13 protein-coding genes are annotated in these 14,154 nt (G+C 66.1%); 2 read left to right on the top strand and 11 right to left on the bottom strand.

The annotated features are described in order from the left end of the window. Window positions 1-3: 3 nt before the first annotated feature. The 7 genes from ptsP to ACU0B3_RS04905 form a co-directional block, all read right to left on the bottom strand. A complete protein-coding gene (gene ptsP, locus ACU0B3_RS04935) occupies window positions 4-2,241 on the bottom strand; it encodes a phosphoenolpyruvate--protein phosphotransferase (RefSeq protein WP_446259715.1) in 2,238 nt (745 codons plus the stop codon). Window positions 2,242-2,400: 159 nt separating this feature from the next. Then, on the bottom strand, window positions 2,401-3,618 hold the full coding sequence (locus ACU0B3_RS04930; protein ID WP_446259714.1) for a flavin-dependent oxidoreductase: 1,218 nt from the start codon (window positions 3,616-3,618) through the stop codon (window positions 2,401-2,403). Between the two features lie 43 nt (window positions 3,619-3,661). Further along, window positions 3,662-4,900, bottom strand: coding sequence for an aspartate kinase (locus ACU0B3_RS04925; RefSeq protein WP_446259713.1), 1,239 nt, complete (start codon window positions 4,898-4,900; stop codon window positions 3,662-3,664). Between the two features lie 65 nt (window positions 4,901-4,965). After that, entirely contained in the window at window positions 4,966-5,607 is a 642-nt protein-coding gene (locus ACU0B3_RS04920; RefSeq protein WP_446259712.1) for an SDR family NAD(P)-dependent oxidoreductase, read from the bottom strand. Next, window positions 5,607-6,041, bottom strand: coding sequence for a DUF1178 family protein (locus ACU0B3_RS04915; RefSeq protein WP_446259711.1), 435 nt, complete (start codon window positions 6,039-6,041; stop codon window positions 5,607-5,609). Before ACU0B3_RS04915 ends, ACU0B3_RS04920 begins: the two co-directional genes overlap by 1 nt. 70 nt (window positions 6,042-6,111) lie before the next feature. Beyond that, window positions 6,112-6,573 (bottom strand): NUDIX hydrolase, encoded by a 462-nt coding sequence (locus ACU0B3_RS04910; protein ID WP_446259710.1) that lies wholly within the window; start codon window positions 6,571-6,573, stop codon window positions 6,112-6,114. Window positions 6,574-6,663: 90 nt separating this feature from the next. Continuing rightward, window positions 6,664-7,905 carry a 3-deoxy-D-manno-octulosonic acid transferase gene (locus ACU0B3_RS04905; protein WP_446259709.1) on the bottom strand — a complete coding sequence of 414 codons (1,242 nt, stop codon included), beginning with the start codon at window positions 7,903-7,905 and terminating at the stop codon, window positions 6,664-6,666. Between the two features lie 126 nt (window positions 7,906-8,031). On the opposite strand from ACU0B3_RS04905, the gene ACU0B3_RS04900 reads away from it, so the two are divergent. After that, entirely contained in the window at window positions 8,032-8,685 is a 654-nt protein-coding gene (locus tag ACU0B3_RS04900) for a peroxiredoxin (RefSeq protein ID WP_446259708.1), read from the top strand. 92 nt (window positions 8,686-8,777) lie between these two features. On the opposite strand, the gene ACU0B3_RS04895 is transcribed toward ACU0B3_RS04900, so the two are convergent. From ACU0B3_RS04895 to ACU0B3_RS04885, 3 genes are all read right to left on the bottom strand, one after another. Then, window positions 8,778-9,347 carry a L,D-transpeptidase gene (locus ACU0B3_RS04895; RefSeq protein ID WP_446259707.1) on the bottom strand — a complete coding sequence of 190 codons (570 nt, stop codon included), beginning with the start codon at window positions 9,345-9,347 and terminating at the stop codon, window positions 8,778-8,780. 162 nt (window positions 9,348-9,509) lie between these two features. After that, the gene (gene pnp / locus ACU0B3_RS04890) at window positions 9,510-11,654 is read right to left on the bottom strand and encodes a polyribonucleotide nucleotidyltransferase (RefSeq protein WP_446259706.1); all 2,145 of its coding nucleotides are present in this window, start codon (window positions 11,652-11,654) and stop codon (window positions 9,510-9,512) included. Between the two features lie 162 nt (window positions 11,655-11,816). After that, window positions 11,817-12,986: an MFS transporter gene (locus ACU0B3_RS04885; protein ID WP_446259705.1), complete on the bottom strand. Its 1,170-nt coding sequence runs from the start codon at window positions 12,984-12,986 to the stop codon at window positions 11,817-11,819. 110 nt (window positions 12,987-13,096) lie between these two features. On the opposite strand from ACU0B3_RS04885, the gene ACU0B3_RS04880 reads away from it, so the two are divergent. Further along, complete coding sequence (locus ACU0B3_RS04880) at window positions 13,097-13,705, top strand: hypothetical protein (RefSeq protein ID WP_446259704.1); 609 nt, start codon at window positions 13,097-13,099, stop codon at window positions 13,703-13,705. A 122-nt stretch (window positions 13,706-13,827) separates the two neighbouring features. Here the strand turns inward: ACU0B3_RS04880 and rpsO are convergent, their stop codons facing one another. Continuing rightward, entirely contained in the window at window positions 13,828-14,097 is a 270-nt protein-coding gene (gene rpsO, locus ACU0B3_RS04875; protein WP_446259703.1) for a 30S ribosomal protein S15, read from the bottom strand. Window positions 14,098-14,154: the final 57 nt, after the last annotated feature.

Genomic DNA, 14,154 nt, shown 5'->3' with positions numbered 1-14,154 from the left:
GGCTCACTGCTTGCGCAGGTACTCCATCACCGCCGGGCGCACCGACTGGTCGCCGCGGTCGCGCGCCTCGGCGATCACGTCATAAAGCTCGGTGATGTTGGTGCGCCGCAGCATCGATTTTACCGGCCCGATCGAAGCAGGCCGCATCGAGAGGTTCCGCAAACCCATCGCCGCCAGACACACCGCGATCACCGGCCGCCCGGCGTCCTCCCCGCAAAAGCTGAGGCGGGTGTTCGAGGAAATGCACCGCTTCACGATGCCCTCGAGGAAGGTCAGGAACGAGACGTTGAGCGTGTCGTACCGCCGCCGCACGCGCTCGTTCTCACGGTCCGCGGCAAAGAAGAACTGCTTGAGATCGTTGCCGCCGATCGACAGGAACTCGACCTCTTCGAAGAATTTCTGAGGGGCGAAGGCCAACGAAGGCGTCTCGAGCATCGCGCCAATCTCTAGAGAGGACGGCAGCACGTGGCCGAGCGATTTTTCCCGCGCGATCACCTTGTCCACCTCGGCCTTGGCGCGGGTGTACTCCTCGAACTGCGCCACGAAGGGGAACATGATCGTCAGCGGTCGGCCATTTGCCGCCCGGATCAGCGCCTGCAGCTGCATCCGCAAGACGCCCGGCTTGTCGAGACCCACGCGGATCGCCCGCCATCCCAGCGCCGGGTTCGGCTCGTCGGCGGGCTTCATGTAGGGCAGCACCTTGTCCGAGCCGATGTCGAGCGTGCGAAAGACCACCCGCTTGCCCTGCGCGGCGTTCATCACGCGGTCATAGATCTCCATCAGCTCGGTGCGGCGCGGCATCTGGTTGCGCAGGAGGAACTGCAGCTCGGTGCGGAAGAGGCCGACGCCTTCGGCGCCGGAGCTTTCGAGGCTCGGCAGGTCCGCCATCAGCCCGGCATTCATTTGCAGCCCGATGCGGTGCCCGCAGGGCGTCTCCGCCGGCAGGTCCCGGATCGAGGCATAGCGCTCTTGCGCGGCGTGCTGCATCGCGATCTTGTCGCGAAAGGCTGTCGCCACCGTGTCGTCCGGGCGCAGGTGCACGACGCCCTCGTCGCCGTCGATCAGGATGTGATCGCCGTTCAGCGCCTCGGTCGTGACCGGGCCGGCCTGCACCACCAGCGGGATTGCCAGCGCCCGGGCCACGATCGCCGCATGCGAGCCGACGGAGCCCTCCTCGAGCACGACACCTTTCAACTTCCGGTCGTATTCCAGAAGCTCCCCCGGCCCGATGGAGCGCGCCACGAGGATCGGGTTCTGCGGCATGTCTCCCGCGTCGACGCCTTGCCCCGTCAGGATGCGCAGGAGCCGGTTCGACAGGTCGTCGAGATCGCTCAGCCGGGCGCGCAGGTAGGCGTCGGTGACCTGCTGCATGCGCGCACGCGCGGTGGACTGCTCTTTCTCAACGGCGGCTTCGGCAGAGAGGCCGCGGGTGATGTCCTCCTCCATCCGGCGCATCCATCCGCGCGAATTGGCGAACATGCGAAACGCCTCGAGCACGTGGATCTGTTCGCGGTCCCCGCCCTGCACCGACTCGAGCATCTGGTCCACGCCCACCCGCAGCTGTGCAACTGCCGCGTGCAGGCGCTCGGTCTCGGCCTCAGGGTCGTCGGCAATCGGGTTGGTGATCACCACGCGCGGCTCGTGCAGCCAGACATGGCCCTCGGCCGCGCCCTCCTGCGCCACGGTCGCGCGCAGCAGCACCGGCTGCGTGTGCCGCGCCTTGAGCGCCGCGCCCTCGCCGACAAAGGCGCCCAGTTCGGCCATCTCGGCCAGCACCATCGCCACCACCTCGAGCGCGTAGACCGCATCCGACGAGTACTCGCGCGCCTCCTTGGACTGGACCACAAGCACGCCGAGTTTCTCGCCCAGCCGCTGGATCGGCACCCCCATGAAGGCGCTGTAAATCTCTTCACCCGTCTCGGGCATGTACCTAAAACCGCGCGCCTGCGGAGCGTTTGCGGTGTTCACGATCTTGCCGGTACGCGCCACGCGGCCCACAAGGCCCTCGCCCAGCCGCATCCGCGTCTGGTGCACGGCGTCCTTGTTCAGCCCCTCGGTCGCGCAAAGCTCGAGCGTCTCGTCGTCGCGAAAGAGGTAGATGGAGCACACTTCGGTGCCCATGCTGTCCGCCGTCAGATGCGTGATCCGGTCGAGCCGCGCCTGCCCCTCGGCCTCTTCGGCCATCAAGGTCCTGAGCCGCCCGAGCAGCTGGCGGCTTTCGCTCTCAAATCCGTCCGGCATGGCACGTCCGTCCTGGTTCCCGGTCAACAGCTATACGCGCTTTGTGACAGGATGTTGAGAGGAAGGTTGCCGGCGCCAACGCACAATCTGAGGTTGCGACTGCTTTCGTGGCAAACAGGAACGCTGGCTGGCCGACCTACTGAACGGTCGGGCGCAATGTCACAAAAGGCCCGGCTGGGCGTTCACCGTGTCGATGTCGAGCCCGGCCAGCGCCTTGTACTGCGTCGCGTGGGCCGCCAGATCGGCGCGGGGGATCACGTCGTCGATCCGGTCAAAGACGCCGCCCGAGAGGTCCTCCACCCGTTGCAGGATCGCATCCGGTCCCTCACCCCGGTTGGCGGCGATCACCGCGTTGGCGGTGGGACGCACGGCGGCCTCGTAGGCGTCGAGCGCCTCCGGCGTCACTCCGTGCTCCCGCAGCGCCCGCCCCAGGTGCCGCGCGTCGAGGATCGCCTGGCTCGCACCGTTCGAGCCGACGGGGTAGGTCGGGTGCGCCGCATCGCCCATCAGCGTCACCGGGCCTTGCGTCCAGCCGGGCAAGGGGTCGCGGTCGACCATCGGGTATTCGTAGGCGTGCTCGGCGCGCGAGATGAGGCCCGGCACGTCGATCCAGTCGAACTGCCAGTCCGCGAACTTCGGCGCGATCTCGGCAACGGCGACGGGCCGTGTCCAGTCCTCCCGCGCGTAGGGGGTGGAGGGGTCGCGGCGCTCTTCGGCGATCCAGTTGATCTCCGCCAGCCCGTCTGCGCCCGGCGCCGAGATGGGGTAGGCGACGCAGCGCAGCGCGTTGTGCCCGATCATCACCATCGAGGCGCCCGACAGGAACGGCGCGGCGCGCGTCGTGCCGCGCCACAGGATGACGCCATTCCACTTGGGCGCGCCTTCGCCAGGCACCATCTGCGCGCGGAGCGCCGAATGGATGCCGTCCGCGGCGATGATGAGCGTACCGGTCTCCGACCTGCCATCGGCGAAATGCAGCGTCTGGCCTTCAGCATGTGACACGCGGCGCCCGGTTGCCAGCACCTCCGCCCCGGCCCGCGCGATCAGCGCGTCGTGTAGCATCATCTGCAGCTTGCCGCGATGGACCGAGACTTGCGGCCAGGTGTACCCGGCGTGCTGCCCGCGCGGCTCCCGCCAGATTTCGCGCCCGGTCTTGGTGTAGAACCCCAGCTCCCGCGTCTCTACCCCGATGGCGCGCAGCTCTTCGGTCAAGCCCATCGCCTGCAGCTCGCGCACCGCGGTGGGCTGGATGTTGATGCCGACGCCCATCGGTTTGAGCGCCTGCACCGCCTCAAAGATGCGAAACGGCAGGCCGAGGCCATGCAGCGTCAGGCCAAGCGTCAATCCGGCGATGCCGCCGCCTGCGATCAAGATCATGAGTGTCCTCCGACGCCTCCTCGGCCCCGGCAGTGTGCCAAGCCTAGCCGGCTTTCTCCAGCGCAAACGCATCGTGCAGCGACTGGACGGCAAGCTCCATGTACTTGCGGTCGATCAGGACCGACACCTTGATCTCGGAGGTGGTGATGACCTTGATGTTGATATTCTCGTCGCGCAGCGTCGAAAACATCTTGGCCGCGACGCCGGCATGGCTGCGCATGCCGATGCCGACGATCGAGACCTTGGCCACGTCGGTGTCCGCCACCAGGTCGTGAAAGTTGATATCGCCCGACGCCTTGGCATCGGCCATCGCCTTTTCCGCGCGCGCCACCTGATCGACGGGGCAGGAAAATGTCATGTCCGTGCGCCCCTCCTCGGAGATGTTCTGCACGATCATGTCCACGTTCACGCCCGCGTCGCTCAAGGGGCCAAAGATCGCGGCGGCGATGCCGGGGCGGTCGGCGACGGAGATGAGCGTCATCTTGGCCTCGTCGCGGCTGTAGGCGACCCCGTTGACGGCTTTGCTTTCCACGATTTCCTCCTCGTCGCACACCAGCGTGCCGGCGGCGTCATCCATTTCCTCAAAGCTCGAGAGCACCCGCAGCTTGACCTTGTAGCGCATCGCAAGCTCGACCGAGCGGGTTTGCAGCACCTTGGCCCCCAGCGAGGCGAGCTCGAGCATCTCCTCGAAGGCGATCTTGTCGAGCTTGCGTGCCTTGTCCGCGATGCGCGGGTCCGTGGTGTAGATGCCGTCGACGTCCGTGTAGATGTCGCAGCGCTCTGCCTCGAACGCGGCGGCAAAGGCGACGGCGGTTGTGTCCGACCCGCCCCGGCCGAGCGTCGTGATCCGGCCCTCCGGGCTGACACCCTGAAACCCTGCCACGACGGCGACCTTCATGCCCTCGGCGAACTTGGCCAGGATGTTGCCGGGTGGGATCGCCTCGATCCGAGCGCTCGAATGGGCGCTGGTCGTTTCCACCGGCACCTGCCAGCCCTGCCAGCTGCGCGCTGGCACGTCCATCTCCTGCAAGGTCAGCGCCATCAGCCCGGCAGTCACGTTCTCCCCCGAGGAGACGACGGCATCGTATTCGCGCGCATCAAAGAGCGGGGAGGTCTCGTTTACGAACCCGACGAGTTTGTTCGTCTCGCCCGACATGGCGGAGACGATGACGATCACGTCATAGCCCTTGGCCACCTCCACGCCGACCCGTTTGGCGGCGCGTTTGATGCGGTCGAGCGTGGCGACGGAGGTGCCGCCGAATTTCATCACGAGCACGGGCATGTGCGTGGTCCCTCGGGAAAGTCGCGGCAGGCTTTACGCCGCGCGCGCGCGGAGGGCAAGGCAGCTCAGACCGGTATGGCGGTCCCGTCGTAATTCTCGAAACACCCGGTCGAGCCGAGAGACAGCGCCGCGAACCGTTCTGCGAGCCCGCGCGCGCTTTCGGCGGCCGAGATGTCGGCGGCATCGGTGCCCATCTCGGTACGCACCCAGCCCGGGTGATAGACCCCCACGGCGACGCCGTCGACGGCCAGGTCCAGCGCGAGGTTCCGGCCGAGGTTGAGCACGGCGGCCTTGGACGCGCGGTAGGCGTAGCTGCCGCCCGATGTACTGACCGTGCTGCCCATGCGGCTGGAGACGATGGCGATCTTGCCCTTGGCCGCGCGGAGGCTCGGCAGCACTGCCTCGATCGTCTGGAAGACACCGATGACGTTGATGTCGAACGTGTCGAACCAGACCTGTGGCTCGAAGCCCGCGCCGAGCCGGTGCCCGCGATCGAGATAGACGCCTGCGTTGCAGACCAGAAGATCGAGCGGCTTGCCGTCCCAGGCGTCCCGCAGCGCGCCGATGCTGTCCGCGCAGGTCACATCGAGCGCCGTGCCGGTCGAGCCGTCCCGCGAGGTGCCGGTCACGGTGTACCCGTGCGCTGCAAGCTGGCCTGTCAATTCGGCTCCGATGCCGCGGTTGGTTCCGGTCACGAGGGCGTGCATCAGCTCGACTTTCGGTTGGGGCGGAAGGGCAGGGGCGCGACGGGCACGCCGTCCTCGATCAGCTTCTTGGCCTCGTCGGGGCGCGCCTCGCCGTAGATTGCGCGCTCGGGCGTCTCGCCGGCGTGCATCGCGCGCGCCTCGGTCGCGAAGGCGGTGCCGACGTAGTCGGAGTTTGCCTCGACGTGCTTGCGCAGCTCACGCAGCGCTTGCTCTGCCGGGCTCGCGGGCTGGGTGAGGGGACCCGCGGGCTTGGCCGGCGCCTCGGTGTCCGCCCCGCCCAGCCGCGGCGCCATCAGCGCCTTTTCCACATCATGCGTGCCGCAGACAGGGCAGGTGACCATGCCAGCCGCCTTGAGCTTGTCAAAGGCCGCGGCAGACTGGAACCAGCTGCCGGATTGGTGGCCGCCCTGGCATTTGAGCGTGTATTGGATCATGGTGCCTGTCTCGCAAGCGGAACAAAACTGGAGCGCAAGGTAGTCACGCCCGCCTTGAGTGCAAGAGGTCTCAGGCGCGCAGGGCCGCGGGATCGAAATTGCGCAGGATCGCGGCAAGCTCGGGCGAGTCGACGCGCGCGGCGGCCTTCTTGCGGGTCAGCCACTTGCGCGAGCGCTGCCCCTTTTCCGGGAAGTCGTCGACCATGCGTTTGACGCGCACCGGATAGACGAGCCCGATGCAGGGCAGGTCCTCGGACGTGTCATACGCCTTGTGAAAGGAGTAAATCCCGATGCAGCGCTCGAGCGGCTTGCCGATGACGCCGGCCTCCTCCCACGCCTCGGTCGCGGCGCATTCGGCGGGCGTCTTGCCGTGCATCGGCCAGCCCTTGGGCAGGATCCACCGTTTCGTCTCGCGGCTGGTGATGAGCAGCACCTGAACCTTGTCCTGCTGCACACGGTAGCAGAGCGCAGCGAACTGCGTCCGGATATCCGATTTGTGCACGGCGCGCAGGTTGAGGGGAATTTGCTTCATCGGTTTTATGTGGTGTGCCTGCCTCGAGTTTTCCACAAGATACGGCATCAGGTCGCAAATGGGAAGGGATCCGGCGCGAATGGCTATTTTTCAGGCATTTGGTGTGGACCCGGTGTCGCCAAAGAGCGCCGTGCTCAGCTGCTCCGCGAGGCTGTCCGGGTCGAGAGAGGTGCGCAGGGCCGCCTCCGCCCGGGCGACTTGCGCGGTGCGTTGCGCCGGGTCCGACAGGTGGTCGAGCGCTTCCGCAAGCGCCTCGGCGTCGGTCACCTCTCTCGCGCCACCCTGAGCCTGCAACGCGGCGTAGGTCTCGGCAAAATTGGCAGTGTCCGGCCCATGCAGGATCGCGCTGCCGTGCGCTGCCGGCTCAAAGGGCGTGTGCCCGCCGCGCGGCGCGAGGCTGCCCCCGACAAAGGTTACGGCGGCGGCGGCGTACCACAGGTCCATCTCTCCCATCGTGTCGGCCAGCAGCACGTCTGGCGATCCCAGTGCGGCGCTCGAACTGCGCGTGACGAAGCTGAGGCCGCGACTGGCCACCATCTCGGCGATTTCCGCTGCCCGCTTTGGGTGCCTCGGCGCCAGGATCAGCCGCGCACCGGGGTGGCGTTGCGTGTGGAGAAGGTGCGCATCCAGCACGATCTCCTCCTCCCCCGGGTGGGTCGAGGCGGCGAGCCAGACCTGCGAACGGGGCGCGGCGTCCGTGATCACAGCCGGCGCCTCACGCGTCTTGGGCGTGTAAAGCGCCTTGAGCTGAAGCGGTTCTGTCATCGCTTCGGGTGCCAAGCCTAGCTCCGCAAAGCGCGCGGCAGAGCCGGCATCCTGTGGCACGACCAGCGCCAGCTTTGGAAAGACGCGGCTGGCGAGACCCGGGATGCGGCTCCACCCGCGCGCGGTCTTTTCCGACAGCCGTGCGCCCAGCACGACCGTTCTCATCGCCCGCAAGCGGTGCGGCCAGAGCTCCGCCTCGAGCGTCAGATGCGCCGTGGGTCTGCGCGGTAGGGTGGGCGACGCCCACCGGGCATCGACTGGCGCAAGGCGGCAGGTGGTGCGCGGCAGGTCCCAGCCCTCCACCAACGCGCGCCCCGTCACCGTATTCGCCGTGATCAGCCAGCGTTGCTCCGGGTACCGCGTGCGCAGCGCGCGCAGCGCCACCTCTGCCGAGGCAAGCTCCCCGTTCGAGGCGCCATGCACCCAGAGGTCAAACGCCCCACCCGGCACACGCCCTAGGCGCTGCCGCAAATCGCGCCAGCTCTCCTGCCCGCGGAGCACACGCACCAGCGCCAGCACCGCAACCACCGGCCATGCCAGGGTGATGAGACTGCCGTAGATCAGCACAGGCTTCGCGATCCGCGCAGCGCGAGATCAAGGATCGTCATCGCGCGTCCTCTTTTAACGCCGCCAGCCTTGCCCTACCTGTAGCAGCAGAGCAAGCGGTTGGCTTGCAGCCAGATGGAGACGAACATGGCTTTGCGCATCAACGACGTGGTGCCCGATTTCACCGCCGAGACCGATCAGGGGACCATCCAGTTCCACGACTGGATCGGGGATCACTGGGCGATCCTCTTTTCCCACCCTAAGGACTTTACGCCCGTCTGCACGACCGAGTTCGGCGCCGTGGCGCAGCTCGCGGAGGAATGGGACAAGCGCGGAACCAAGGTCATCGGAGTCTCCGTGGACGGGGTCGAGGACCACAAGAAGTGGAAAGGCGACATCGAGGGCTACGCCTCTGCCACCGCAGGCTTTCCGATCATCGCTGACGAGGTGCTCGAAGTGTCGAAGGCATTCGACATGCTCCCGGCGGAGGCGTACCTGCCCGACGGGCGCACGCCTGCCCATAGTGCAACTGTGCGCTCGGTCTTCATCATCGGGCCCGACAAGCAGCTCAAGCTGTCGATGACCTATCCGATGACCATCGGGCGCAACTTTGGCGAGATCGTCCGGGCGCTCGACGCGCTGCAGACGGCGGCCAAGCATGGCGTCGCCACCCCTGCAAACTGGGAGCTGGGTCAGGATGTCGTCATCCCGCCCGCCGTGTCGAACGACGATGCCAAGGCCAAGTTCGGCGACTTCGACGCCAAACTGCCCTACCTGCGGATGACGAAACTTCCCGGGTGACGGCCAGGATGGGTGGAACCACCCATCCTACGTTTCAGCGCCAAACTCCATAGGATGGGTGCTCGCACCCATCCCGCGTTACCCCAGCCCTTTTAACCGAGCCCGGGCGGCTTGGGGTAGAGCACCACGCGCGTGCCTTTCGGCACCCGGTTGTAGAGGTGCTCGATGTGCTGGTTCACCAGACCCACGCAACCGTTCGACACAGCAGAGCCGATCGTCCAGGGCTGCGGCGTGCCGTGGATGCGCAGGAAGGTGTCCCCCCGACCCGGCACAAAGAGGTAGAGCGCGCGCGCACCCAGCGGATTGTCCGGCCCGCCCGGCATCCCGTCTTCGTACTGCTTGTACTTCTCAGGCTCGCGCTCGATCATGTCGGGTGTCGGGGTCCAGCTAGGCCACTCCTTCTTGGCGCCGATGGTGAACTCACCCGCCTCATAGAGATCGCCCCGGCCCACGCGCACGGCATAGCGCAGCGCGCGATTGCCCGGCATCGTCCAGTAGAGCGAGAATTGACCCGGATCGACATGGATCTCACCGGGCGCAAACTCGCCCTTGATCGGCACGATGATCGGCATGTGCGCGTCCGGCACGGTGTAGGCGCCCGCCACCATCGGAGCAGCAGCGCTCGCGGCGAGGGTCGAAATGAAAGTTCGGCGATTCAGCATATCTGGCAGCTCCTGTCCCGGCGACATTGTTCACGATGCCAACACCTAAGGGGAGTGACAAGTTCGTGATATCCACAAGATTTTGCGAACATTTGGCACTCAAACGCAAAAGGCCGAACCCTTTTGGGTCCGGCCGTAGCTGATTGTTTCCAAAACCGGGATTTACTCCTCGGCTTTTTCTTTCTTTTTCTCCGGCGCGATCTCTTCGCCGGTCTCCTGGTCGACGACCTTCATCGACAGGCGCACCTTGCCGCGATCGTCGAAACCGAGCAGCTTGACCTTCACCTCCTGGCCCTCTTTCAGAACATCCGAGGGGTGGTTGAGGCGGCGGTTCTCGATTTGGCTGACGTGCACCAGACCGTCGCGCTTGCCAAAGAAGTTCACGAAGGCGCCGAAGTCCACGATCTTGACGACCTTGCCGTCGTAGATCTGGCCCTCTTCCGGCTCCGCGACGATCGAATGGATCATCTCGTACGCCTTCTTGATGCACTCTCCGTCGGGCGAGGCGATCTTGATCACGCCGTCGTCGTTGATGTCGACCTTGGCGCCCGACACTTCGACGATTTCGCGGATGACCTTGCCGCCCGAGCCGATGACTTCGCGGATCTTGTCCGTCGGAATGTTCATCGTCTCGATGCGCGGTGCGTGGACCGAGAACTCGTTGGTCGAGCTCAGCGCCTTGTTCATCTCGCCGAGGATGTGCATCCGCCCGTCCTTGGCCTGCGCCAGCGCCTTCTCCATGATCTCGGGTGTGATCCCGGCCACCTTGATGTCCATCTGGAGCGAGGTGATGCCGTTCTCGGTGCCCGCAACCTTGAAGTCCATGTCGCCGAGGTGATCCTCGTCGCCCAGGATGTCCGTCAGGATCGCGTAGTCGCCGTCATCTTCGAGGATCAGGCCCATCGCAACGCCGGCCACCGGCGCCTTGAGCGGCACGCCCGCGTCCATCATCGACAGCGAGCCACCACAGACCGACGCCATCGAGGACGAGCCGTTCGATTCGGTGATCTCGGACACGATGCGGATCGTGTAGGGGAAGTCCGTCGGCGCCGGCAGAACCGCCTGCAGCGCGCGCCACGCCAGCTTGCCGTGACCGATCTCGCGGCGACCCGGAGGGCCCACGCGGCCCGCTTCACCGACCGAGTAGGGCGGGAAGTTGTAGTGCAGCAGGAAGTTCGATTTGAAGTTCCCGTGGAGCGCGTCGATGAACTGCTCGTCATCGCCGGTGCCGAGCGTGGTCACCGCCAGCGCCTGCGTCTCACCGCGGGTAAAGAGCGCAGAGCCGTGGGTGCGCGGCAGCATGCCGGTTTCCGCCACGATGGCCCGGACGTCAGACGTCGCGCGCCCGTCGATCCGGTTGCCGCCCTTGACCACGTCACCGCGCAGGATGCCGGCCTCGAGCTTTTTCATCGCCGAGCCGAGGTTCGCATCGGCCAGCTGCTCTTCGTTCAGCGCGGCTTTGATCGTGTCGCGAGCCGCTGCCACGGCGCTGGTGCGCTCCTGCTTGTCGGTGATCGCAAAGGCCGCGCGCATGTCCTTGTCGCCCGCCGCTTTGACCGCCTCGTAGAGCTCCGAATAATCCGGCGCGTCGAACTCGAACGGCTCCTTGGCGGCGTCTTCGGCCAGATCGATGATCAGGTCGATCACCGGCTGGATCTGCGCATGGGCAAAAGTCACCGCGCCGAGCATCTCTTCCTCGGTCAGCTCGTAGGCCTCCGACTCGACCATCATCACCGCGTCCTTGGTGCCCGCGACAACGAGATCAAGCCGCTGCTCGGGGTTCAGGCGCAAGTCCTGCATGTCGTCCACGGTCGGGTTCAGAACGTACTCGCCATCCTCGAAACCCACGCGGCAGCCCGCGATCGGACCCATGAAGGGCGCGCCCGACAGCGTCAGCGCCGCCGAGGCCGCGATCATCGCCACCATGTCCGGGTCGTTGACCAGATCGTGGCTCAGCACGGTGCACATCACGAGCACTTCGTTCTTGAACCCGTCCACGAACAGCGGACGGATCGGGCGGTCGATCAGACGCGCGGTCAGGGTCTCTTTCTCGGTGGGGCGCGCCTCACGCTTGAAGAACCCGCCGGGGATCTTGCCCGCCGCGTAATACTTTTCCTGGTAATGCACAGTGAGGGGGAAGAAGTCCTGACCCTCTTTCTGTTTCTTGGCGAAGGTGACGTTGGCCATCACCGAGGTCTCGCCGAGCGTCGCGATCACCGACCCATCGGCCTGGCGCGCAACTTTGCCTGTCTCCAGCGTGAGCGTCTCTTCGCCCCACTGGATGCTTTTCTTCACTTCGTTGAACATCATGTCATCCTGTTTGGAAGTGCTCCCGGGCGGTCCCGGGTCTTCCATTGAAATGGCGGCCCCATTGCCGCCGGTCCCTGTCCTTATGCCTGAGCGCGGGACCGGTGCGTTACGTCTCAGATGCGGCGCGCTTATCCGATTTTTTGCAGGAAGGGAAACGGATTATCCGCGCGCGGCCATGGCCGCACTCGCCGCCGTAAGGCAGAGCGCCATCGCTCCGAACGGCACGGCGTAGCCGCCGCTCCAGTCCAGCAGCACGCCAAAGAGCGTCTGCATCGCCGGGATCGCCCCGACCGCCAGGATCGAGAAAAGCGCGCTCGCCCGGCCAAGCGCCGCGTCCGGCACGCGCTCCTTGAGCTCGGCGAGGAGCGGCACGTAAAACTGCTGCGCAAAGACGCTGATTGCCATCAACACTGCTGCGGTTAAGGCCGTTCCGCCTGCCCCAAGCGCCAGCCCGCCAAGCGCGGCTGCCGACAGGGCAGCACTGCCTGCCACGACCAGGCGCCGGTCCGTGCCGCGCTTGTCGAGCCAGCCAAAGACGCTGCCCGCCGCCATGGTCGCCGCAAACAGCAAAAAGAGAATCGCGCCCGTCTGCTGCAACGTCAGCCCGTGCACGTCTGCGAAATACGGCCCGCCCCAAAGCCCGGTCAGCGTCACGATCGGCGCGTAGGTCACCACCGAGAGCGCCAGCAGCAGCGGCAAGCCGGGTGCCACGAGCACGGCGCGATAGGACACTGGCGCGGCCTTGCGGCTTGCCTCCTCTTCCGCGCCGGGCCTCGTTACGACTGCGATCAGACCGGCGAGCAGGGCCGTGACACCCGCGAGCCCGACAAACACCGTGACCCACCCTAGCCGCGCGATCAGCTCTGCGAGCGGGTAGGTCGCCGCCAACCCGCCGATGCCGCCGAGCGTGACCATCAGGCCGTTGAGGTAGCCGAACTCCGCCGCGTCGAAATGCCGGGCGATCAAAAGGTACATGCCGATCCCGGTCGACGCGAGCCCGATACCGATCCCGATCCGCGCCGCCATCAGGCTGGCATAGCCCTCCGCCGCAATGCAGCCAAGCGTGGCCACCGCGAGAAAGAGCATCGACAGGGGCAGCACCCGGCGCGGGCCAAACTGGTCAAGCGCGGCGCCCACCGGACCTTGCGCCACAATGGTCGCTAGGAACACGACGCCGATAACCTGCCCCAGTCGCGCCGGGTCGAGCGCGAATTCTTGCGCCCAGATCGGCGCCAGAACGCCCCCCGCGGCGCGATGGAATTGCCCGCTGGCAAAGAGCAGGACGCAGACGCCGAGGATGGCAAGCTGTTGCGGTGTGCGGGAAATCATTTGAGTAGTCCACACGACCTTTTTAGGACCGTCAACCAAGGCGCACTGGCGGTGTGCCCGCCTGTGTGGCACACCCCGAAGGACCTCAAACTCGGATCAGGAGACCCGCCTTGACCCCACAATCCTCTCCGCCGCGTATCGGCCCACTGTTGGCGACTGGGCTTGGCGTGCTCGGCGCGGCCGTTGGCGGCGTGCTTGTCGAGTGGGGCGAGGCGCAAGGCATGAGCTCGGGCGATGTGCTGCGTGATGCGGCGGCGGCTTACGACTTGCCGGTGCTTGCGGGCTCGGTGACGTTTCTCGGCGTCATGCTGCTGGCCGTGACCGCCGGAATTGCGGCCTTCACTGCGCGGCTCGTGCCGGACCGGCGTGGTCTCTTGATCCTGCTCGCAGTCTTGAACGTGGTGCTGTGCCTCGATGACCAGTTCCTGTTGCACGAGCGGGTTTTGCCCGCGGCGCTGGGTCTGCCGGAGGAAGTGTTCCTCGCGCTCTACGCCGCGATGGGGCTGTGGGTGGTCGGGCTTGCGTGGCGGGGCTGGGGACCGCGCCACATCGCCGGGTTGTTGCCGGCACTCGTTTTCCTGGCTTTGTCGGTGGTGGCGGACCTCGAAATCCTCGGCGAGTCCTCTTACGCGATGGAAGACTTGCTGAAACTGGCCGGCTTTACGGCCTGGGCAGTGTTCTGGTCGTCGCATTGCGCGGCGCGTTTGCGGCACGCCTAGAGGGTTGCAGTCCACCGCCTTCGAGCGCGGACCTGCGATAGGCGATACAAACTGAGCAGCCCAAAATGAAAACGGCCGCGCCTTGGTCAGGCACGGCCGCTTGAAAATTTTGGTGCATACGCTTAGCGGCGCAGGCCGAGACGCTTGATCAGGTCGCGGTAGCGCGCTTCCTCTTTGCCTTTGAGGTAGTCGAGCAGCTTGCGGCGCTGGGCGACGAGCTTGAGCAGACCACGGCGGGAGTGGTTGTCCTTTTTGTGGGTCTTGAAGTGCTCGGTCAGCGTCACGATGCGCGAGGTCAGGATGGCAACCTGGACTTCGGGCGAACCGGTGTCGCCCTCCTTGGTTGCGTATTCCTTCATCACGCGGGCTTTTTCTTCGGCAGTGATCGACATCGGGGCCTCCTTAAAAGCTAGGGTTATGGCGCAGGCCGGGATGTCGTCCAGCTCAGG

The organism is Pseudaestuariivita sp., assembly GCF_052825805.1.
This window is presented reverse-complemented; position numbering and strand designations above follow the sequence as displayed.